Below are 20,850 nucleotides of genomic sequence, written 5' to 3'. Positions count from 1 at the left end.
CCGATTATCGGCTTGTTTCGTCGGTTTTGCCGCGGTTAGTTTTTTTGTTGAGCAGCCCAGCCGAAGCGATAAACTTAATAGCATCTTCTGAAGAAACTTCAACTTCCTGGACCTTTTCTTCCGGTACCAAAATTAGATTCCCTGCCCATTGCATTGACTGCATTAAGTAGACAGCCACGTAACCCTTAGGAATAAAGATGCTTTCCTCCTCATTTGTTAGAAATCCCAAAAGCTTAATATCATCTGATATATTGACAAGAACTAAGCGAGAAAAGCCCTTTTTATTCGACGAAAAGGAACTCACCGTATCTTTGATAATACCGTAGATATTACCGGCGAGTGGTATTTTAATTAAGATCTTATCTAAATAATTCAAAAGCCTGTTCGAAAACCAGTTTGAGGCAAGTAATCCTACTATAAAAATTACTGCAACTGTAACAATCACTCCAAGCCCAGGAAAATATAACCCGACTCGTTCCAGCAATCCTTTAAATAATCCATCAGTCATTAGAAACATTTTATAAAGGATGTAAAACGTTATCGCTACTGGCATTAAAACAAAGAGACCCTTCAGAAAAATTCCGATAACCTTTTTCAAATCTGCTCACCCTACTAACTTAAAATAATGATAGTCTTACTATAAATATAGCGTTTCGAGCAGCGTAAGCAGCTCATAGCAAGAATGGAAGATATCAAGAAAACGCTAGAACTCCTTAATCATAAAATCGAAAGTTACTAGAATGCACCAATTTTAATACCAACACCGATTGTATTAATCATAACAAAAAATGAAAAAACAGCTGCTCCTATCAGCAAATATCCACCTTTAAATTTTTTCTTTACTTGGGAATTAGTATGTATACCCATGAATAGCATCATTAAGCTAAGACTTCCTTGCATAAAAATCCGAAGGAACCAGTTCTCGATATTAAAGAATGATGAAACCGCAAATATTAAGGTTGTAACGGAAAAGAACTTATGTAGAAATTTTACTAGCCCCTTTTCCCACCCGAATTTCATGAGCAATAACCTTCCCTTCCTTTTGCAACGCCAGCAATTCTCGTTTAGCCAAAGCTTTTCTCCCCTACGAACTAGGGTTTAATATGAACTTTTTAGCCATCCCGACCTAGGGTTGCATCGGGTTTTGGCCGAGCGTTGTCCACAGCTCCGCTCTTTCGCATATCATTCCAACAAGAGATTGAGCATCTTTTGAGTATTATTTAAGAAAGTGCGCATAACTTGGTAATGTTCTGTTTCTTCATAACTTACCTGTTCAATTTCATCTTTTATTTGGTATATCATAGCGTCTGGATATGCCATTATTACTGGGGAATGCGTTGCAATAATAAACTGAGACCCCTTTCTAACTAATTCGTGTATCCTAGTGAGCATGGACATTTGTCGAGATGGGGATAATGCAGCCTCAGGTTCATCCAGAATATATATACCTTCTCCACTAAACCTATTAAGAAATACCGCGAAGAATGATTCTCCATGTGATTGTTCATGTAATGAACGACCTCCATAAGAGTCGATTAAAGGCGGTCCAAAAGACATTTCCGAATCCAAATCATCAATATTTGAAGCAAAATTATAGAAACTTTCGGCCCGCAAGAAAAATCCAGTGCGAGGTTTTTTTATACCTTTAACAACCTTCACATAGTTATTTAAATCAGAATGAGTTGCTCTGGATGAAAAACCGAAGTTTTTGGTTCCCCCCTCAGCATTAAAACCATAAGCAACAGCTATTGATTCCAAAATTGTTGACTTTCCGGAACCATTTTCACCAACAACAAATGTTACTTTTGGATGCAATAATAACTTATCTAAATTCTTTACAGCTGGTAAATTAAAAGGATATTGAGAAAATGATGGAACCTTACTTCTGTCTAATTCAATATATCTGATGTACTGCCTGAAGTCATTTAAATCCATCATACATCATCTCCACATAAAAAGAAGCTTTTCTTAAACAATCCACGACACGGTGTCGTTGCCGTGCGAGTGGCGGAATTCGCCACTTCTTTGGAACAAGTTTTACAGGGCTTTAGTTCATCATTCATGACCTTACTCCCACTCCATTCTTTGGTCTAAAAGGAAGAGACCCTAAGTTGCACGATGCTATTTCTCCCACAAACTATATCCCTCAATACTGGGATGGACTCGGACCTAACGTTTCAATTCAAAGTATCTTGGAGATCAATCCAGAGATAACTAATCCTAATACAATCTTTGCGGGTCAAGTTATAAGAATCCCCGCAAATTAATAAATTCCTTTATTAAAGAAAGTCTACGGCTAAATAGTACATTATCAGTTCTCTCAAAACAAAGTTTCGGGTAAAATAAATGCTTTGTCAATAGTACAAACAAATATCGTATCGTTGTTTCCGCTTACGGAAAAAGAGCACCTTACCGATGCTCTTTGCTGAATTAATTTATTATAGAACGAACACATCATAACAATGTGGAGCATGCCCAGGTCACCGACCCCGGGGAAGCTAAATATCCAAGACTCGCTATGAGCGAGTTGCTAAATCTTACTCACTTTGGATAATGAGCGGTCTCCCTCGCATCCGAGCCTTCGGGCAAATTAATCCGAGTTCGAACCATTCCGGCAAACTCCCCATCCTTAAAATAGCTACTATAAGTAATGACCATCCCGAAGGCTATTTTTGTAAAGGATTTTAATTCCCCGGTTTTAAATCGTGCCACAAAGTCGGCAATCTTTTGGCGATTTTCTTCCTTGTGGCACTCTACAGCCCACAAATCCATAACGGGTTTCCCATAGAACTTTTCCTCGAAGGTATTGGCCCAGACCACATTGAAATCAGCATCCGTAACCAAAATTCCCGCCGAAATATCCTTGAAAACTTCACCAAAATCCATTCCTATCGTCCTCCTCGATCATAAAATTTCATTGAGTTTGGGATAAACCTTAAGCGCATTTCGATAAAACACAGCCTCATGGTACTCCTCCGGTATAAGCTGTTTAATAAATTCCACATAGGGTTCAATCGGTACAAGTGGCCAGTCCGATCCATAGAGAACTTTATCGTAACGATTCGATAGGACTAAGGCTTGTTGAATATACTCGACGTAAAGCTTTTTCTCTTTCATTTTCATCACGTGCTCTTTATTCCCTGCCAGGAGTCCAGATAAGTCCACGTAAACATTAGGATTCTTGGCCATGACCTCTACCGCATCAATCACCCAGGGGACGCCCATATGGCAGATCACAAACGTGACCTCCTCTTGTTTTACGGCTAACTCATCGATCGTTAATGGATGGGAGTATTTCAAGAGTCCTTTGGGGGATTGTGTATCACCACAATGAATCGCCACGGGAACCTGGTATTTCCGAGCAAGCTCATAGATGGGATCATAGATCGGGTCATAAACATAATACGGAAAATAACCGGGATAGAGTTTAATCCCAGTCACCCACCTTTTTTTAAGCTCCCCTTCAATATAATCGAGTTCATCGTGATCTTCCTTTAGTTTTTCAGGATTGACTCCGACACAAGAAAGTAAACCTTCTACAGTCCCATCCTCTAAATCAAATTCTTCCGGACTCCCCGAAGGCTGGTCGGGTTCCCGCCCAGGCGTTGCCATGATGATTCCAGCGACCACCCCTGCTTGTCCAAACTCTTTTCTTAGCCCATGAGCACTAAATTCTACTTGCGATATATTTTTGGCCGTTTCTTTAAAGCCAAGTCGATTCGAAAAATGAAAATGGGCATCAATGATCTTCAAAGCAACATTCCCCCGTTGGAATCAATTTGGACCTCATTATTACTTGCGCTCATTTCGCTTGAAATTTGCCAGAGTATCCGCTAAGGCGGTATTCAAAGGTTGATCATCCTTTGCGTTCACCTCACGGACTAACTAACATTTTATATTAACCGCCTTAACGCTTGATTATATCACCTCCATTTGACAAATTGTGAAGAATCCATAACGAAGTATATATGTATTTTCGGAATTACCCTTATAAAATACGCATCTTCAACTAAAAAACTTAGACGAAGATGCTCATTTATTTAACCGAATATCTTCTCACACTTATTTGCAATTTACCCAGTGCAATTTTGATACTTTGCCACCGCTGCTGCGGATTCATAATGTCCTGCTCACTCAGCAGTACTTCGTTCGGATGGTTGGTCGTCGGCCCGCCTACAAGCATCCACCTATCATAATTATGATATAATACAAGTATATAAAATGATAGGGTGATGAATATCATGCCCATTAAAGCCCGGGGCTGTATGATGATCGAACTCATCGCCGGCATGAGTGCCTGGAGCGAATACTATGCAGAGGCAGTTCGTAACAACCCCACTTCTCTCTTCGCCCCTGCTGCTCTTTATACCAAAGAGGAATATAACGTAGCAATATACCTTGAATAGTCATCAAATTGATAGGTATCATTAACCACAAGCGATTCTAAAAACCCAAAAATATATTTAAACATTTCAACAGACATGAAGTGTTGCTCATAGGACACTCAACTTGGAAGACCAAATTTAAATAAGAGAATGTGGGCGGGGAGACTTATGTGGGGTATTATATCGAGTACTTTCCTAGGGATCTATTGTTTAATCAGTGTTTATATAGCCCGTCGGGGATGGAGTGTACTTAAAGCTTCAAAAAAGATTATCCAGCGTATTTATTGGTTCTGTTTTGGGATTCTTGTTTTAGCCTTTCCTATCACGGAAATAGGGCAGGGTTTTATACCGCTAATTAACAAAGTTTGGATATCCACCTGTGGTTGGTACTCGATGTTAGCCGTTGTCTACATCTTCTTTTTCCTTTTGCTTGCAGATTTAGTTCAGCTGCTCGATAAGTATTTGAGATTTGTTCCGAAAGTTATTAAGCATCATAACAGAACCCCCCTGATTATTGGCTGCTTAATTTTGCTTTTGGTTTTTTCAACGTTAACCTACGGTACCTATAACGCTCAAAATCCTGTCATAACACGGTATGAACTATCGGTTGATAAAAGTGCACCATCCCTTAACCAGCTTCGAGTTGCAATGATATCGGACATTCACTATGGGAAAATTGTCGATGTACAACGCCTTAATAAAATGGTTAATTCGATCAATGAACTTAACCCAGATGTCATAGTAATCGATGGAGATATTTGTGACAGTACGGTCAATCAACAGGAATTCCAACAACTATTGGAAGCGTTCAAACAGTTGCATTCAAAGTATGGTGTTTTTGCTGTTCCCGGGAACCATGACCGTTGGGCACGCGATGATAATCAAGTGCGTTTAATGAAAGAAGCAGGGGTCAATGTTCTTAGGGATCAATACATTAAGGTGGAAAATAGCTTCTACATGATCGGGAGAGATAATCCCAGTAGGCGTGGCGGAGGCAACACTGAGGGACGAAAAGAGTTAGGGGATTTAACCAAGGGAGTAGACTCCTCGCTGCCGCTGATCTTGTTGGATCACCAACCCCTTGAATTGGAAACAGCTCAACAAAATCAAATAGATCTTCAGTTAGCAGGGCATACACACGAAGGACAAATATTCCCAGGCAATTTAATCACCAAGCTTGTCTATGAAATAGACTGGGGATACTTGAAAAAGGGCAATTATAATTTAATCGTCTCATCAGGTTATGGGACTTGGGGTCCGCCTTTAAGGATAGGGACTCATTCGGAAATTGTTTGTGCAACTATACGCTTTAAGTAACCGCTATAAGAAGTGGTCCTGTTTTTGAAGTCCCATCAGTCCTTTGTATTCCGTTTTCGTTGAACTCCACCCTCAAATTACTCCAAACGTCTCGTGAAATTCCAGCTCCTCATACCAGGGACGTTTATTTCTACCCTTAAATTCAAAGGAAGAATAGTACAGGCGCAGCAGGAAATCACCCAAATAAGCGAAGTCCATATCTGCCCTGTATCTCTGGTCATACAACGTATTTGGCACCCTTATGTCCCTATGGACTACGCCCTTTGAGTGGAGATATTTTAAGATTTCAATAAGCTCGCTAACTCTGTCAATTGATACGGCAAAAAAACTCCCAGATATTTCTGAGAGTTAAACATTTGTATATGCTCAATGTGCAAACCAATTACAACACGCATGAGCTTGCTATTATTAGCTGATCATTTTATTCTTTCCTACTCCATTTTAGGTATAGGAAAAAGAATTGAGATTGTTGTACCTTTAGGACTAGAGTCAATACAAATCTTCGCATTATGAGATTCTGCAATTTTGTAGCATGATGCAAATCCTAACCCAGTCCCAGTATCTTTAGTTGTAAAGAAAGGTGTTCCTAACTTTTTAAAATTTTCCTTTGGGATACCACAGCCTTCATCCGCAATTTCAAGCACTACCTTGCAGTCCTCTACATAACTTTCAATGCTTAACGTACCACCTTCCGCCATTGCCTCAAGTCCATTGCGGGTTAAATTAAGAATCAGTTGGGAAATCTCTTTTGCATTGAGTGCTAGATCAGGAATCTCTCCTGCAATAAACTTAATTTGTTTGTTCTGGGTAAACGTGTCCGCTTCAAGAAGTGGATACAAATGACTGATTATGTCATTAAGGTTTCGGGATTTCATTTCAGATGGTTTTGTCTGAGCGAGTGAAAGAAATTCTGTAATGATAGCATTTGCCCGATCCACCTCCGAAATCATAAGCTCGAACGTAGATCTCTGAGTTGCATATTCAGGTTTCACCCCCAACAATTGGAGATAACCACGCACCGTAGTCATGGGATTCCTTATTTCATGAGCAATACCTGCCGCCAATTGTCCGACAAGATTAAGGCGGTCAAATCTTGCAATTTCACCTTCTGCTATCTTACGGCTTGTAATGTCACGGAAATAACAGGTTAGTCCGTTTTCCGCGGAATAAGCACTTATCTCTAACCATTTACCACCTAAAGCTTCGGAAATGATTTCAAAAGTAGCTGACTTCTTTTCACTCATAACTTCATGATAGTGTTGCAGTGCGGTATCATTAACCTTAATTACTTCAGTAATTTTTTGGGACAATAACTCATTCTGAGATTTTCCAAAGGCAATTTCTCCTGCGTGATTTATATAAGTGAACCGCATGTCCCGATCCATTGCAAAAAAGCAATCTGTCATACTTTCCAGAATAGAAACCTTTTCTTCTTGGGCTCTAATTAATTTCTCGCTCGCCAATTTTTGTTCAACAATATCGTGGTTGAGTTGCTCATTGGCAAGTTTCAGCTCCTTTGTACGTTCCTCTACTAGTCTTTCAAGATTGTCGTTTTTATATCTGAGTTCATCTTCTAAATTAAATCTATACATTGCTTCCCCAATTAATGGAGCTACTTTTTCAATAAACTCTATAAACTCTGAAGGTAACTTCCCCTCCTTTTCATCCGCAAGATGAATTACTCCGAGAACTCTCTCTTGATATCGTATCGGAATTATAGCGACGGACTTATAACCTAATTCTATGCACTTACCTCTAAATCTTGATTGCTCTTCCGTTGACATTTCACAAATAAACTCAATTGTATTATTACAGCAAAAAGAACCAACATTAGTCATGCAGATAGCATCCTGCGATTCAGGTTTCTCTAAAATCACCCTCATACAGGCACATTGATGATGATTAACAGAAAGCCAATTCTCTGATCCCATGAATTCTTGACTAAAACCAGCAAAAGATTCATATGGAACATAGCCTTCATCATTCAATACCCTTATACCTGTACATCGACAGTCAATCCACTCTTGAAGGAGTATTAATACTTCGTCAAGATATGCTTTTCGATTAGTTTTTTGAACAAATAGTTTCAGTAGTGAATTGGTTCTGCTTAGTTCATCCTCGATTTCCTTACGCTTTATAATATTTAGAATATCCATACTTGCATAAAACCCCATTTACAAAGAATCCTTAGGATATATTATAATTCTCTGTAAATATAATATTTCCTTTAGATATTTTGTCGCATTAGGTCAACTGTTGACATCATTTTGAGTAGCCCCTTTTGGCGCTAACACTCATCTTAAATTTTTTATTCCCTCTTCTGACATGCCAGTAATTTCAGAGATTAATTTTAAGAGGAGCATATAGTCGAATTTACAGCCGGGATCATAGATTCTCGCTACGGCTGCCACGAGGGTTTTCCGGAGGACGGCTTGGGTATAGGGGGTATCCTCTGCGTATGATTGCTGTAACCAGTTCCTCGGCATGAATCGTCATCTCGAGTTTAGTCATGATGTCCCCCTCCTTTTGTCCTATGTCCTCCGAACAATTCTCTTCACAAATGACCATATACGAATAATTCGTTCGATTAGAGTTAAAAAAATAGCTCGTCCACCGTCACAGTAAAGAAGTCGGCAATTCGTTTGGCTAAGGCGAAACCAGGCTTACGCCTTCCATTTTCAATCATGTTGACATAGTCTTTCGTAATTCCTAAGACGTCTCCTAAGCCCTGAGGCACTTACCAGCACATGCGGCTTCTTCCCTTTAAGCTTAGCGATGCATTCCACTAACTGCCGAGTAATATTAATTCTACTGTCTAAAATTCTTCGTTTCTTCTCCTCAGTCCAACGCCCGGTAAAAATAGGCTCTCCGGCCATATTGATGATTCCATCGACTTTTCCCATTAGTTCAAGGGGTAATTTGCTGTCGTGTGCGTATTCGTAGGGGAAGAGTGATATACCAGGCTTTTGCAAATCCGCTCTAATCTTATCATTTACCCGAGTTAACAAAATAATTGTGTGACCTTTCTGAAGAAGTTTATTACATATCTCTCCTCCAATAAAACCTGTACCTCCCGTAATTAATACGTTCATTTTTTACCTCCACATAATGGATTAATACCATATGGTTTCTCGGCCTACTGCCATAACCTTACCTAACTATAAGTTGGTGTCAGGCACCACACCTTTGGCCTAAATTGTTTTTTCAATTGCAAGTAGGGGTTCAAAGTCTGTCAGTTTGCAAATTTCTTTGAAATACATGAGTAAAATGAAGATTTTGCGGGGTTCTTCATATTCATCGACATGCTCGATTTTGATTCCCTTCCTTTTAAAGAAACTTATCAGGCTTAACTCTTGGCGTTCTCCCTCGTTAAGTAAATAATACTCCTCGACTAGCTTCTGAAGCTTCGCCTGATTTTCTTCGTTAACTTCTATATTCGGGAAACGACAGTTGCTTGAATTTTCTCCGAAGTATACCATCTCTTTGAGGGATGATTTCGGAAATTTCGTAGCATCCCCAGGCTTCTCGGAATTCCAGATTACATATTTTTTTTGCATAGTTTAAAAATCTCCTTTAATGAGTGTCGAAATTTATTCCCAATGGCTTCATTGATAAATTAGTGTCAGGCACCACACCATTTTCCATTCTAGAACCGCGGTCATAAATCTCAGCCCTAGCCCCACCCTTCGAGTGGGCTAGGGCTGAGGTTACGTTAAAGTGCTACTATTACAGAAAGGGTTGCACCCTCTCTCCGGAGAAGATTCACATGGGAGAACAAAGAAATCATTGATTACTGATGCCAATTAAGTGAATCCACTCGGCAATATCTGCAATTACCTGTTCTTCCACATTCGCTTTAGTGTTGTATTCTGTCACATCTGCTTTCCCGTTGGATTTCATAAATAAATGGTTAAGTCTCGGATAAAGCTTGAACTGCGCATCTTTGCGGCCTTGCAAGAGTTTCTGCCAAAGCGCAAAATCAGCTTTGATAGTCACTTGAAAGTCCGCGTCGCCATGCAAAAACAACATGGGCAAGGGAAGAGCGGCAACAATATTATAAGCATTGGTTTCGTTCAAACTTAGCCAGTACTCGCTATTTATATTGAAGATGGCGCAATGCGGGCTTTCCGGTGTCAGCGCTTTAACTTGATTGACAAGGTCAGTTACTCTGTCCAATATCGCCTGTTTTTCGGCATCCGTCGTGTTCATGGCTTTAATTACGGCCTTGTTTTGATCGAGAATGATATCCTCAAGTTTTCTCGCGCTGCCGGCAAGCGCTATAAAACCTGCTATATCCGGATTTTCTCGGGCAATTTCCGGGGCAAGGACCCCGCCGAGGCTGTGCCCAATAATAAATAGTTTGTTCTTATTAATACCGTTCGTTGTTCTTGCCAGGGCAATAGCGGCGTTTACATCATTTATGACCTCCTCCCACACTGTAATGGTTTGGGTTACGGTCTCTGGATACTGATAATAACGCTTGTTATAACGGATTGAAGCAATACCTCTTTCAGCAAGACCGTAGGCCAGATCGGCAAAGACAGCGTTTCCCGCACTGCCAATGGTTTCATTCATATCGTGAGAGCCGCTGCCGTGCACAAGGATAACCACAGGCACATCACCGATCGCTTTTGACATGGTCAGCTTTCCATCTAGGGGATACTGCGGGTCACCTATCTTAATGGGCGTTTCGCTAAATTTATCGGAGTGCTTTGCTTCGGTAGGTGTCGATGGATGCGGTACATAACTTACACCCAGTCGGGATATTTTGCCGTCATGATCAAAACCGAAGGAAATGCGCAGCCCGCTTGAACTATAATCAAGCACTACGCTTACGAAGTCCATGCCTTGTGCTTTCTTATAATCCTCAGATAGAATGCCTTGACAGGTCGGTAGGGCCTTTATGGCAGAGTCCCACGACTGCCTAAGGACAGAAGCATTGATTTGAGAGGCCAGTTCTTCATTAAAATTCGCTACAATGGAATCAAAATCTCCGTTCAAGATAGCCTGCACATACTGTCTGCTTTTTTCAATGAAGCTGCTTTTCTCGGTATTCATAACGTTTCCCTCCTAATAATTTGGTTGTTTTGCAAACGCTCTGAGTTTTTGAAGAATACTCTTATACCCCGGCTCAGCCTTTAGAAGATCGAAGACGGGGTTTTCCGCAACGCTTTGCACAATGCTGGTTTTGATTGTCTTTTCATCTCTTGGCGCCTGCAAATCGAGATCCGCATCGGTAAACCACTCCTCTATACAGTCAAAAAACCGGTCGCCTTTTACTTTGAACGGCAAGAGAGACGTTGTGCAAACATGGGCATATCGATTGAGCATTTCCAGCGCTTTTTCCTTGTTCTTAAGCAGCGCGTAGCCATTGGCGGCAGCATAATACAGCTGACAGATTGAATTAGGGGTTAACCCTTCCAAGTCAAAGCATTCCGCAAGTTGAATAAACCGCTGCAAAGCCTGTTCAAATCGCTCGGGCTCATCTTTAATCAGGAAAAGATAAGCGTGCGCGTTTGCCGCGAAATGAAGCAAATGTTGATACAAGCTGACCTGCAAAACCGACTTCGCTTTTTCAATGTTCCCGGTCATCTGGTAGGCGGAGGCAATCATCATATTATCGTCTGTTATTGGTTTGGTGTTTTCACCGAGCAGTTCCAACACTTCATTAGGTTGCCCAAGTGCCAGACGGCACATGGCCTCGATAGAATTGGCCTGTTTGGAAAGGTGGGCATCACCGCTTTCGGTTTTAATCCGTGTACATAAGCCGCATATCTCTTGCAATAAGGCTTGCTGTCTTTCCTTTTCTTTCAGAAGCGAACAATAATTAAATAGCAACGCCGCCATCTTAAACAGCAAGGGAAAACATGAGTAATATTTTCTGATGATAGAGCGGCATTCGGAAAGCACCTCATCAAAGGGCTTTTTGCTAAAGTCATCGGCGAGCCTGTGGTAGGTTTTACGGATGTCCTGCATAGTCATCTGCGGGATATAGCCAACAAGTTCGTCAATGCTAATGTTAAAATACGCCGCCAGCTGCGGCAGCAAGGTTATGTCGGGATAGCTCTGGGCGGTTTCCCACTTGGAAACAGATGCTTTGGACACGCCGATGTATTCGGCAAGGTCATCTTGGGTAACACCTTTTTCTTTTCGCTTTGCTGAAATAACCTTTGCAATGTTTATTGCTCGCATAACTTCTCACCTCACACTTAGAGTATAGTCCTGGAAACAGTTTGAGCACAATGGATTCATCCGATACTTCGGTTGAAAAAATCAACCAACAGGAAACTCATAAGCATAAAAAAACCGGCCCGAGGAAGCGAAGGGAGATCCACCGCGCGCGTACAAGCTCGGACAATAATGCGGCTAAGCCGGCACAGTTTATACTACAAAACAAGCTCTGTCCGAAGACAAAGCTTAGAAAGAGCATATAATGATAAACTTTAATTGAAACCGCTAACGCTAAAACATGCAGAGGCCTAGAAGCAGAAAAGTTTACCTTGGCAGTTAATTAGGAAATTTTTTTTGAAAAGACACACCTTTAATTGTAAAGGATGGTTCCAATAATGGAAGATCTGAATTTAAATCAATGTGAATTTGATTCGACACCTTCAGGGTTTTATCAATATATATTTTTATTCCTTGATGTTGATACTCATCATAGAACTTTGAGCTTTCAGTTTTGTTGCCAGCCTCTGACCAGAGTCTGCTAATCCAACCCTTTCAACTGTAGCTGAGTTCTTGTTTGATAATTAAATTCCCACCGTTTTCTTCAATAATAGTTCTTGTTTTGTCCTCAAGAATAAATTCCAAACGCCATTAACCCCCTAATTTACTATTTTAAGTACTGTTTTTATTCTATCTTTGCTTCTTTTATCTTTGGAATATTACCATTTATTGTGTTGATTATATCATACTGGCGTTTGACAGTTTAACTATTGCAATATACCACGTTTCTGCTACTAAAAAGGGTTAAAAGAGTATTATTTAATCTCTCTTAACCCTTCTGCTCGTTAATTTACATCCCAGACAGCTTGTCTCTTAGCCCAGGAATAGTTTCAGGTCATCTTCTACGTTGGTGCCCTATGAGGCAAATACGACAACCAGAAGCATTTTAAATTTCTTAACCGCCAATAAGGCATGAGGAATACCAGCAGGCATGACTATTGTTTCTCCCTTTTTCATGGAGAACTTTTCTTCCCCAATCGTAATTTCCGCTTCTCCATCAAGTAAATAGACCATCGCATCACCGCCGGACGAATGTGAGCTAATTTCTTCCCCTTCAGTAAAAGCAAACAACGTAATACTTACTGTCTTGCTTTGAGCCAGAGTTCTGCTCACAACTTGGCCTTCTGTGTATTGAACCAATGATTCCATTTCTAATACCTTGGAAAAATCAATATTCTTAATTAAATGTTGTGTCATATAAGAACCCTCCACTCTAAATTATTACGCTTACCCTTCATTCCAACCAGGAGATAACCGGTCTTAAATGTTGGATAATTGTAAAATATTTTTCATACAAACCATTACCTGTCTCCTGAGTTTGAACGCTTGCGAAATCCAGCGTAAGTTTTTTTTGTTGGTTCAGAAAGATGCATTTCTGCTATTGGATAAAGAATATTATTCTCTTTCTCAATATGCGCATACATAAGTGCTGTATATAGCTTCATCCTTTATCATGTTCATAGAGCATTACCCCAATAGGCCCACCTTCTTATGAAATCCCCACGGATTCCATGGCCTCAAAAATCCTTTTCCTTCATGATTTTAATAACCTCTGGGTCTTTGGAACAGATCTCATAAACTGATTTTGAAAGGTCAACGATCTTGTTCATTTGGATCACTCTCCTTGTTGAGTCCATTATATTAAATTCATTAGGAATAAAATGTGATCTCATGCACAAGAAGGTAATGATTTTTTTACTTGCTTAGTAGAGTTGGAATTTAGTGACTACTCAACGGGAAGAGGAAAGTTTATTCTCAAGAAAAATTCTCACATTAAATTTCCCATAAGTTAAGTAGATATAATGATTGGGCTAAAGTATAGGGGAATTATTGAAATATTTTGGGCATTATGGATTCAGCAGCCATAAAATGGCCCTGCCGATTCTCTGAGGTATTTCTCGAAAATGCCCGCCGGGCTCTTTCACATAGGTCACTTTGGCGGATTTTGCAATCATCTCTTTGGACTTCTGTGTTGCTGTGCCCACTTCGCACATTAAGGGATCTTTGGTCTTTTCTTCTTTGCCACCTAAGCTCAGGTAGACTTTGCCGGAAGGCTGGTGCTTCTGCAAAAATTCCAGCCATCCCGGATACCATAGCGACCCAGAACAACTGCCACAACCGGTAAAACCTAACATGCAGTGAACATATAAAGCCGTCAGTCCCCCCAGAGAATAGCCCACCAGATATACTTCGCTTTTGAGGAAAAAAAGGCTCTGCAGCGATGGCATCAGAGTATTTTTCATAAAGCCAAGCGTTTCGTCGGCTTTTCCGGCAAATATCCGGCCACCCGTGCCTTCCAGATACCATGGTGAAAAGTCCCGGTTCCAATCGATGGGGCCGAATCCTGTGATAAGAAACGGCTGGCACATCCCCGCTTCGATCCGGGGCAATAGCATTTCACTGATTTCTGACAGTTGCTGCATGCTGTCATCACCAGACAGCAAAATCACCAGTGGTAAAGGTTGATCCGATGATCCCAACTGCTCTGCCCAGCAATATTTTTCACCCAATTCGAATTTCATCATCAGCGATCCGGCTCCTGCATCAACTCAAAACGATATTTTTGCTTGACTTCCGGATATTTCACATGGTCTACTTCGCTCAAAAACATGTCGTAGGGACGGATATATACCCTGAAATCGTCATACAGCGCCTGATAAACAATATATTTTTCCGCAGTTTCGCTGTGAGTGGCAACCGCCAGCAGTTGGTACATTTTGTTCTTGAAATGGCAGTACTTGCCGCCGATCACTGGTTTTCTTGGTTCCATAAGTACCTCCTACGATATGTTTCAGATTGGGATTTGGAAACCTCTGATTATTAGCCTAATGAGTATATGAATAATGCAAGCTTACTTTTGTATGCCATGAAAGTAGCTACTTATTAGAAGCTGCCTTTTTTAACGGTTTCTTAATAGCTTTTTCAAACTTTACCATCGCGTTGCATAGGAAGTAAATTATTTCTTCCAATCATCACGATTCGTGATATCCACATTAACCATCCTATCCGTAATTCTGGATGGTGTATATACACGATAATTATCAACAAGTTCGTGCGTTATATGCCATTAATGCAGCATCAGCTCTTCCGCAATTTATCCACATTTCGGGAACTATTTTACAGATACACTGCAGGTAGGAATAAACACTTCACCTTCACTCTCCTCCAAATCACTAAACGCTAGTTCTGTCAGCCATTCACCAGCTAGATTTCTCCACTCCTTCAGGTCCTTACGGCTTGAAGAAGCTACCAGGCAAATCCTCGTAGCCTCCTCTATAGACAGTGGAAATTGTGGATCGCGCCTGTATATACGAACAAGGATTCGCAATTCATCAGCAAGCGAGTAACTTCTAGTAATCGCAGCAACAGTAGCCAGCCCATTTAATATTGCGAGAAGATGCGACTGGTTCTCTACGTTAGAAAGCCGGTAACTACCGAGTTTCAATGCTTTTGCTGCTAATTCCGCCTGATCAACCCCAACGCGAAATATCAGTGCAGAGTTGACAAGAGCGATAAACGATTTTGCCGTGACCTCCTCTGCACGGAGTTGTGTTTCAATGGCTTGGGAGATTTCGACAGGTAGTATTTTGGGATAATCCTGATTACCTTCTAAGGGTCCAGGGTAATATGAAAATGGGAATTCACAAAATGAATACAGACATTCAGAACTATTCCCGGAAAAAAGTTCAGATAAATCTCTAGATTTGATATTATGCTCATAATGATGAGAGGCAATCAATATACGCCCCAAGAAATTTGCTTTTAATTGCGGACCATCAGAAAATTCAGGACTCCAGCATGGCTCCAAACGCATATCGGCTAGGGATTGTAAATAGTACTGTTGTGCGCGGCCACGAAACGCCCAATCACAAAATGATTGTATGTTAACAGGTGAGTTCACAACTTGTCAAAAATCAATTCTGCTTGTGACAAGGCCGCCAATCTTCTGTAGAAAGGCGGTTCTTTAGTAAACAGCCGGATCCTTGACAACTCTCCATCAACAAGAACGAACATTGCCGAGAAAAGATTGAATCCGTTTTCTTTTTCGTTGAAATCATCGTCACATAGCTGCTTAATTAGACGAATGAGTATCTGTTCGACCTCGGGTGTCGATTGCATAATTCGCAGGCCGACTTCAATTGCTCCTAGTTGTGAGATTCTGTCTCCATGCTTATCTAAGAATTCGAAGGCCCGTATAAGCTCTTCACTGCTTAATCGATCGGTGTGAATTTCTGAAGTCAGTGAAGGATGAGATGATAACAGAAGACTATATAGGAACCCCTCATAAAGACGCCACAATGCTTTTATATACTTACTATCAACCCTATCAAAGGGTAAATCAAAAGATGTTACGAATTCCAACTTTTAGGCAAAAAGATAAAGGGTAAGTTTTTTGTATACTTAACGCGTCAAAGACATCGGGATCATCGTAGATAATACCTGTCCATTTTATTTGTGATCCGCCAATCCTAATCTGAATTTTCGTCATCAGTGGTGCCGCTTCGTGGTATTTAAGTCTGACTGTATAAAGAAACGAAGTGGCTCAATTGGGCCGCTTCGTTTCTTTATCTATCAATCTATATATCATTGCTTCATAGCGAAGTTTTAGAGGAACGACTTAGGGCTACTCATCCTCATTACTTTCTTTGCCGTTTTCCTTACCGCCTTTTTTCTCTTTGGAATCCCCTTCATGAACCGAACCCTTTTTGCTGTTTTCCGAGTGGCGAACCGTACTGGAAGTACCGGACACCGCTGTTCCTTGATTTGCAGTGCTTTGGTTAGCTGCCTGTGCTTGGGGAGCAGGGCTCTGGGCAACGGCAGGGGTTGATGGTTGGGCTGTCTGATTAACAGCATGTTCGTTTTGGTCATTATTATCTTGATCTTGTTCGTCTTGATCTTGATCCTCTACGTGAAGTTCTACGGATTTATTGAGGGACTTCTTAAATTCTTTTAAAGCAATTTTGGCTTGTTTTTCTAAAGCTTTTGTATCAGGTGCTGTTGCCGGAGCTGTGGTTGTTTCTGTGGTAGGAGGAGTTGTGGTGGAGGTGGAGGTAGAGGTGGATGTTGCTGATGTAGAGGTTGTGGATGCGGTTGGTACTGCTCCTTCTTCATGAAGCTTCGTTACTGCTTTCTCCATAGAGCGTACAATATTCAGCGCCAATCTTTGAGCTGCTTGGGGGGGAAGTTTATCTAATAAACCAGCTAACACCCTGATATTGTTGGTATTAACATTTGACAGGGCTATGGCAAGAGTTTTAGCCGCATCAGAGTTTGGATCGTTAATCTGATTGACAAAATCCTGAGCCTGGGAGATTCTATTTGAGTATTCGGTAAAGCAGTCTACTGCACCATTTTGATCTCCTTTTTGAAGGAGTTGATTCGCTTCCGCTAGCTTTGCCACGGCATGATTCTCATTAATTAAAGCCTTTTTGGCCGGGTCAAAGGTAAGTAAGAGCTGGATTTTTCCGATTAATTCGGTGAACCAGTTTTCCGCTGCGACGGGATTGCCATTTGCATCAACAACCGTAGTAGTTGTACCAGTAGTTCCATTTATAGCAGAGCTGGTGGTTGTTGTCGTTGTGCTTGTGGCAGAAGTTGATGTGGAAGAAGCCGCATCAGCAAGAGCCAGAGTACTTCCGAGTGGAAGTGTTAATAAAGCCAAGGTAACAGCAGCCGCCATTCTTTTTTTCATTGTTTGAGCCTTTTTCATACTTTTTCAATCTCCTTTTTGTAAAACCATTGTTGTACGTACACACTATATCTTACGTACCCCCATGTTGTTTTAAGGGGGTGGCAGGCATTAAAGTAATTGGTCCAATATATTTCAAATTTGACTGTACTAAGTATTTAATTCCATCCAACCAAGTATTTTTGTAGAAAATTCCATTGACTAAATATGAGTGAAAACTTACAATGCGACAAAGAGTTGTCTGTTCTCGTGACGTATCCTTCCATCTTAGAGCATTGTACCAAGTCCATGTCTACAACATACTTGTAGCCTTCTGTAATATGGTTCTGGCATTTCCACAGTGCATCATGGGCACTGCGTTTCGGTCTAAAGCCATAGCTGTTGTCTGAGAATTGCTTCTCGAAGATTGGAGATAGGACTTGAGTTATCGCTTGTTGGATTAACCTGCCCACGACAGTTGGTATCCCTAGCTTTCTGGTCTTTCCGTTTTCTTTGGGCATTTCCACCCTCCGTACGGGTTTTGGACGGTATTTACCATCCCAGAGGGATTGTACGAGTTCATTCTTGTGTTCTTTCAGGAATGGTAGAAGTTCATCCACCTGCACCTTTATTCCTCTTTACCTGCTTATAGGCTTGGTTCAGATTCTCAGGACTAAGAATTTGCTCAAGCAATCCTTCTGTCTGCTTGTTCGTGCTGGTGCTGTCGGTTTTAGTCATCTTAGGTGACGCCCACACTTCTGCATACTCTTTCCGTTCCGCAGATACCCTTTGCAGATAGTTTTCATGTCGAAGTTGTCTGTGTTTTAAATTGTCACTTTCAGTAACTTTCATTGACCTACACCTCCTTTGGTTCAGCCCTTCCGTCGATGTCTAGAACATCTCTGTACTATGGCCTCTGCTGACTCCTCACGATAAATCTTGTTTCAACCGGGTTTCATACTCTGTTTCCACCCGTCCGTGAGGCCTCCCACGGTAAGACGATTACTTTCATTCCATGTACCCGCCGCATCTACACCCTCGTGTCCGTACAGTTTATTGGATTTTGTCTTGTTTGGCAGACTCATCCCACTTCAGATGCCTAATACGCTTCGTGTTCCTCGGGTCGGAACTTTGCTCATCACGCTTCCTTCAGATTCCACCTCACGGTGGACACCCTTGCGCTTGGCTAATGGTTGGCAACTGTAAGCCCCCATAGTGGACTTTCACCACCGAGTTAATCGCCATGCATGGCGCACCAAAAGAAAAGAGCCGCCCGCTTGGGTGACTCTTTTATACATCACATGGTTTGATTACATCTGGAATTTTCACATGTAGCTCGGCTAAAAGCATTTTGAGCTCATCCCGTTCTTCGCGGGCCAGGGCTAGCTCTTCTTTGATCAAAGTAATCTCTTCCATAACCGTATCATGCGTTTCATTTAGTACCCGTTCCTGATTCTCTCCAGCCTTACGAGAAACATAACCAAGTACTGGAAGTGCCGCCCCTTGAAACAGGCTCTGGATAAGAAATTGCACCCAGCTAATAAGGCCATCGGGACGTTGCCAAATAAGAGGTACTAAAACAAAAGCCGTAACAATATAGAAGGCAGCCATCGTTGACAGTCCAAATGAGAGTTTATCTCCCAACCAATCATTAAATCGTCTCAATACCTTATGCCCCCCTTTAAGTCAGATTAATTCTAACTTATTTTCTTCAAGGATTAAAGTATTTAGACTTGCGGATCAATCTCCTTCAACTCCTCCTGCGCTTGCTCTGGTCTCTCTCCATCTTGGGGCACAGGATCTTCACGCTGTTTAGCTAATTTCTGCACAATCCACGCTGGAAAAGTAATCTCATGAATGCCGTTTGCCGCTCCATCCTTAGATCCTCCAGTATGATGTTCCTGACACAAAACGAGCATATTCCGCACATCTTCGGCACTGGTCATAGGCTGATTTCGCAATAATCATCAAGCATCAATCCCCCTCCTTTCGGGCATAAAAAAGACCATCGATTGACGGTTTTAGGAATAATTTAAGCAAGTTAATGAAAGAAGTTCTAGCCCCTAGTCTTTGTCGACTGGGGGCTTTATTTCGTCATGCCTCATCGTCGCTATGTGTGCTCCGTGATTAAAAGCTAAAAACAAAGTAAGCAATACTATATAGCCTAATACTAAAAAGTAGACCATGGAATCACTTCCTTAATAGACTATACGTTAAGCAATCTAGTTTTAGGGGTACTTCCTCCGTGTATTATTGGGATTTTAAACTTAAAATATGCAAAGTCCCCTGGTCATTGTGACTAAGGGGACTTCCTTCGCTTTTGCAATAAAGGGATGCCCCCAATCAAAAGAGATAGCCTCTCGATCAAACCTTCATTTTATGTGACAAACGAAAAATCCCTCACAAATATTAGTAAGGGATCGAAGATATTGCCTTACTTTGTTCAAATTGTCACAGGATGATACATAGAAAACCCTTTATCTCAGTTGAAGAACTTAAAAAAGTAATTAGCAATTAGTTCTTTGATTGAGATAGAAGTTATCCCTCCCAAAATCGTAGTTAATTTTTCTGCTTATTAATCCCATTCCCTTTAAATATCTCGTGTACATTCCTATACACCTAAAATTCATTATCCATATTCCTATTATTAATTCGCATTATAAGAATATTTAGCACAACTAATCATAATGTTGTTTGCTTTATAAATAGGAATTTATCTTTCTGACTCTAATATGGCATATTCCAATTCGTCTTCCCATGTTATATTGCCACCCTTAATATACTTACACTTTTGTATAAAATGTGCTTCCCTACGCATATTGCATTTTTCCAAAACTCTCCATGAGTCGATATTTTTAGGGTGACATAATGCACAAACTCTATGCACGTTTAATACATCAAAACTGTAATCAATTAATGCCCGTGTCATTTCTGTTGCATAACCTTTACCCCAATCTTTTTTCAATAGTAGCCAACCAATCATTACTGTATCAGTTTCATAATCTAAGTGGATTCTGGAACGTCCAATTTTTTCCTGGTCATATTTTGAAATTACTGCCATTTCAAAACTCACTTGTGGTTTTTCTTTCCAATCACATACAACTTTATTTAAATGCTTTTGGGCTTTCTCTACATTCATGACATCATTGGGCATATATCTCATTATTTCTTCATTAGAATAAAGACTCATAATAATACCCAAGTCGTTTTCATAAAATGGTCGCATTGTTAATCTTTCTGTTTCAATCATTA

Annotated in this window: 23 protein-coding genes and 2 pseudogenes; 3 read left to right on the top strand and 22 right to left on the bottom strand. The window is 40.8% G+C overall.

What is annotated here, in order from left to right; genetic code table 11:
* Window positions 1-4 precede the first annotated feature (4 nt).
* From E4K68_RS02270 to E4K68_RS02260, 3 genes are all read right to left on the bottom strand, one after another.
* Window positions 5-598 carry a DUF502 domain-containing protein gene (locus tag E4K68_RS02270; protein ID WP_135377103.1) on the bottom strand — a complete coding sequence of 198 codons (594 nt, stop codon included), beginning with the start codon at window positions 596-598 and terminating at the stop codon, window positions 5-7.
* 137 nt (window positions 599-735) lie between these two features.
* Window positions 736-879, bottom strand: a complete 144-nt coding sequence (locus E4K68_RS20245) for a hypothetical protein (protein WP_158291356.1) — start codon at window positions 877-879, stop codon at window positions 736-738.
* Between the two features lie 303 nt (window positions 880-1,182).
* Entirely contained in the window at window positions 1,183-1,935 is a 753-nt protein-coding gene (locus E4K68_RS02260; protein WP_135377239.1) for an AAA family ATPase, read from the bottom strand.
* A gap of 176 nt (window positions 1,936-2,111) precedes the next feature.
* Here E4K68_RS02260 and E4K68_RS21335 point away from each other — a divergent pair, with 176 nt between their 5' ends.
* The gene (locus E4K68_RS21335) at window positions 2,112-2,267 is read left to right on the top strand and encodes a LysM peptidoglycan-binding domain-containing protein (RefSeq protein WP_282432952.1); all 156 of its coding nucleotides are present in this window, start codon (window positions 2,112-2,114) and stop codon (window positions 2,265-2,267) included.
* Between the two features lie 274 nt (window positions 2,268-2,541).
* Here E4K68_RS21335 and E4K68_RS02250 read toward each other — a convergent pair whose 3' ends face one another.
* Together E4K68_RS02250 and E4K68_RS02245 are read right to left on the bottom strand one after the other, a co-directional pair.
* Window positions 2,542-2,886: a hypothetical protein gene (locus E4K68_RS02250; protein WP_135377102.1), complete on the bottom strand. Its 345-nt coding sequence runs from the start codon at window positions 2,884-2,886 to the stop codon at window positions 2,542-2,544.
* Window positions 2,887-2,904: 18 nt separating this feature from the next.
* Entirely contained in the window at window positions 2,905-3,753 is an 849-nt protein-coding gene (locus E4K68_RS02245) for an amidohydrolase family protein (RefSeq protein ID WP_135377101.1), read from the bottom strand.
* A gap of 494 nt (window positions 3,754-4,247) precedes the next feature.
* Here E4K68_RS02245 and E4K68_RS02240 point away from each other — a divergent pair.
* Both E4K68_RS02240 and E4K68_RS02230 read left to right on the top strand, forming a co-directional pair.
* Window positions 4,248-4,379, top strand: a pseudogene (locus E4K68_RS02240) (class I SAM-dependent methyltransferase); the annotation flags it as partial.
* Window positions 4,380-4,553: 174 nt separating this feature from the next.
* Window positions 4,554-5,702 (top strand): metallophosphoesterase, encoded by a 1,149-nt coding sequence (locus E4K68_RS02230; protein ID WP_135377100.1) that lies wholly within the window; start codon window positions 4,554-4,556, stop codon window positions 5,700-5,702.
* A 431-nt stretch (window positions 5,703-6,133) separates the two neighbouring features.
* Here the strand turns inward: E4K68_RS02230 and E4K68_RS02220 are convergent, their stop codons facing one another.
* The 17 genes and pseudogenes from E4K68_RS02220 to E4K68_RS02135 all read right to left on the bottom strand — a co-directional run bounded on the left by E4K68_RS02220 (window position 6,134) and on the right by E4K68_RS02135 (window position 20,848).
* Window positions 6,134-7,858: an ATP-binding protein gene (locus E4K68_RS02220; protein ID WP_243450218.1), complete on the bottom strand. Its 1,725-nt coding sequence runs from the start codon at window positions 7,856-7,858 to the stop codon at window positions 6,134-6,136.
* A 229-nt stretch (window positions 7,859-8,087) separates the two neighbouring features.
* Window positions 8,088-8,213 (bottom strand): hypothetical protein, encoded by a 126-nt coding sequence (locus E4K68_RS21330; RefSeq protein ID WP_282432951.1) that lies wholly within the window; start codon window positions 8,211-8,213, stop codon window positions 8,088-8,090.
* Window positions 8,214-8,295: 82 nt separating this feature from the next.
* Window positions 8,296-8,388: a helix-turn-helix transcriptional regulator gene (locus E4K68_RS02210; RefSeq protein WP_135377097.1), complete on the bottom strand. Its 93-nt coding sequence runs from the start codon at window positions 8,386-8,388 to the stop codon at window positions 8,296-8,298.
* Window positions 8,381-8,794 carry an NAD-dependent epimerase/dehydratase family protein gene (locus E4K68_RS02205; protein WP_135377096.1) on the bottom strand — a complete coding sequence of 138 codons (414 nt, stop codon included), beginning with the start codon at window positions 8,792-8,794 and terminating at the stop codon, window positions 8,381-8,383. Before E4K68_RS02205 ends, E4K68_RS02210 begins: the two co-directional genes overlap by 8 nt.
* Before the next feature lie 99 nt (window positions 8,795-8,893).
* Window positions 8,894-9,259: a hypothetical protein gene (locus tag E4K68_RS02200; protein WP_135377095.1), complete on the bottom strand. Its 366-nt coding sequence runs from the start codon at window positions 9,257-9,259 to the stop codon at window positions 8,894-8,896.
* 226 nt (window positions 9,260-9,485) lie between these two features.
* The gene (locus tag E4K68_RS02195; protein ID WP_135377094.1) at window positions 9,486-10,760 is read right to left on the bottom strand and encodes an alpha/beta fold hydrolase; all 1,275 of its coding nucleotides are present in this window, start codon (window positions 10,758-10,760) and stop codon (window positions 9,486-9,488) included.
* Window positions 10,761-10,772: 12 nt separating this feature from the next.
* Window positions 10,773-11,894, bottom strand: coding sequence for a helix-turn-helix transcriptional regulator (locus E4K68_RS02190; RefSeq protein ID WP_135377093.1), 1,122 nt, complete (start codon window positions 11,892-11,894; stop codon window positions 10,773-10,775).
* Between the two features lie 891 nt (window positions 11,895-12,785).
* Window positions 12,786-13,127, bottom strand: coding sequence for a cupin domain-containing protein (locus E4K68_RS02185; protein WP_135377092.1), 342 nt, complete (start codon window positions 13,125-13,127; stop codon window positions 12,786-12,788).
* 650 nt (window positions 13,128-13,777) lie between these two features.
* Window positions 13,778-14,455 carry an alpha/beta hydrolase-fold protein gene (locus E4K68_RS02180; protein ID WP_135377091.1) on the bottom strand — a complete coding sequence of 226 codons (678 nt, stop codon included), beginning with the start codon at window positions 14,453-14,455 and terminating at the stop codon, window positions 13,778-13,780.
* Complete coding sequence (locus E4K68_RS02175; protein WP_135377090.1) at window positions 14,455-14,700, bottom strand: DUF1653 domain-containing protein; 246 nt, start codon at window positions 14,698-14,700, stop codon at window positions 14,455-14,457. The genes E4K68_RS02180 and E4K68_RS02175 overlap by 1 nt, the downstream gene beginning before the upstream one ends.
* Window positions 14,701-15,042: 342 nt before the next feature.
* On the bottom strand, window positions 15,043-15,744 hold the full coding sequence (locus tag E4K68_RS02170) for a hypothetical protein (protein WP_135377089.1): 702 nt from the start codon (window positions 15,742-15,744) through the stop codon (window positions 15,043-15,045).
* An 83-nt stretch (window positions 15,745-15,827) separates the two neighbouring features.
* Window positions 15,828-16,229 (bottom strand): hypothetical protein, encoded by a 402-nt coding sequence (locus tag E4K68_RS02165; RefSeq protein WP_158291355.1) that lies wholly within the window; start codon window positions 16,227-16,229, stop codon window positions 15,828-15,830.
* A 325-nt stretch (window positions 16,230-16,554) separates the two neighbouring features.
* Window positions 16,555-17,640, bottom strand: coding sequence for a DUF5667 domain-containing protein (locus tag E4K68_RS02160; protein WP_135377087.1), 1,086 nt, complete (start codon window positions 17,638-17,640; stop codon window positions 16,555-16,557).
* A gap of 260 nt (window positions 17,641-17,900) precedes the next feature.
* A pseudogene (locus E4K68_RS21580) lies at window positions 17,901-18,450 on the bottom strand (reverse transcriptase domain-containing protein); the annotation flags it as partial.
* Between the two features lie 438 nt (window positions 18,451-18,888).
* Window positions 18,889-19,263, bottom strand: coding sequence for a hypothetical protein (locus tag E4K68_RS02145; RefSeq protein WP_135377086.1), 375 nt, complete (start codon window positions 19,261-19,263; stop codon window positions 18,889-18,891).
* Window positions 19,264-19,325: 62 nt separating this feature from the next.
* Entirely contained in the window at window positions 19,326-19,559 is a 234-nt protein-coding gene (locus tag E4K68_RS02140; protein WP_206751197.1) for a hypothetical protein, read from the bottom strand.
* A gap of 752 nt (window positions 19,560-20,311) precedes the next feature.
* Window positions 20,312-20,848, bottom strand: coding sequence for a GNAT family N-acetyltransferase (locus tag E4K68_RS02135; protein WP_135377085.1), 537 nt, complete (start codon window positions 20,846-20,848; stop codon window positions 20,312-20,314).
* Between the last annotated feature and the right edge of the window lie 2 nt (window positions 20,849-20,850).

Source organism: Desulfosporosinus sp. Sb-LF (genome assembly GCF_004766055.1).
Classification (GTDB): Bacteria; Bacillota; Desulfitobacteriia; order Desulfitobacteriales; family Desulfitobacteriaceae; genus Desulfosporosinus.
Note: the sequence above shows the minus strand (reverse complement) of the source record. Positions and strands in the feature narration are given on the sequence as shown.

What these genes read in the sequence shown, in the direction of transcription:
- E4K68_RS02175 (WP_135377090.1), bottom strand. Translation starts at nt 14,700, where the DNA reads ATGGAACCAAGAAAACCAGTGATCGGCGGCAAGTACTGCCATTTCAAG.
- E4K68_RS02220 (WP_243450218.1), bottom strand. Translation starts at nt 7,858, where the DNA reads ATGGATATTCTAAATATTATAAAGCGTAAGGAAATCGAGGATGAACTA.
- E4K68_RS21330 (WP_282432951.1), bottom strand. Translation starts at nt 8,213, where the DNA reads ATGACTAAACTCGAGATGACGATTCATGCCGAGGAACTGGTTACAGCA.
- E4K68_RS02250 (WP_135377102.1), bottom strand. Translation starts at nt 2,886, where the DNA reads ATGGATTTTGGTGAAGTTTTCAAGGATATTTCGGCGGGAATTTTGGTT.
- E4K68_RS02205 (WP_135377096.1), bottom strand. Translation starts at nt 8,794, where the DNA reads ATGAACGTATTAATTACGGGAGGTACAGGTTTTATTGGAGGAGAGATA.
- E4K68_RS02170 (WP_135377089.1), bottom strand. Translation starts at nt 15,744, where the DNA reads ATGCGTTTGGAGCCATGCTGGAGTCCTGAATTTTCTGATGGTCCGCAA.
- E4K68_RS02195 (WP_135377094.1), bottom strand. Translation starts at nt 10,760, where the DNA reads ATGAATACCGAGAAAAGCAGCTTCATTGAAAAAAGCAGACAGTATGTG.
- E4K68_RS02185 (WP_135377092.1), bottom strand. Translation starts at nt 13,127, where the DNA reads ATGACACAACATTTAATTAAGAATATTGATTTTTCCAAGGTATTAGAA.
- E4K68_RS02260 (WP_135377239.1), bottom strand. Translation starts at nt 1,935, where the DNA reads ATGGATTTAAATGACTTCAGGCAGTACATCAGATATATTGAATTAGAC.
- E4K68_RS02200 (WP_135377095.1), bottom strand. Translation starts at nt 9,259, where the DNA reads ATGCAAAAAAAATATGTAATCTGGAATTCCGAGAAGCCTGGGGATGCT.
- E4K68_RS02135 (WP_135377085.1), bottom strand. Translation starts at nt 20,848, where the DNA reads ATGATTGAAACAGAAAGATTAACAATGCGACCATTTTATGAAAACGAC.
- E4K68_RS02190 (WP_135377093.1), bottom strand. Translation starts at nt 11,894, where the DNA reads ATGCGAGCAATAAACATTGCAAAGGTTATTTCAGCAAAGCGAAAAGAA.
- E4K68_RS02230 (WP_135377100.1), top strand. Translation starts at nt 4,554, where the DNA reads ATGTGGGGTATTATATCGAGTACTTTCCTAGGGATCTATTGTTTAATC.
- E4K68_RS02210 (WP_135377097.1), bottom strand. Translation starts at nt 8,388, where the DNA reads ATGATTGAAAATGGAAGGCGTAAGCCTGGTTTCGCCTTAGCCAAACGA.
- E4K68_RS02160 (WP_135377087.1), bottom strand. Translation starts at nt 17,640, where the DNA reads ATGAAAAAGGCTCAAACAATGAAAAAAAGAATGGCGGCTGCTGTTACC.
- E4K68_RS02180 (WP_135377091.1), bottom strand. Translation starts at nt 14,455, where the DNA reads ATGATGAAATTCGAATTGGGTGAAAAATATTGCTGGGCAGAGCAGTTG.
- E4K68_RS20245 (WP_158291356.1), bottom strand. Translation starts at nt 879, where the DNA reads ATGATGCTATTCATGGGTATACATACTAATTCCCAAGTAAAGAAAAAA.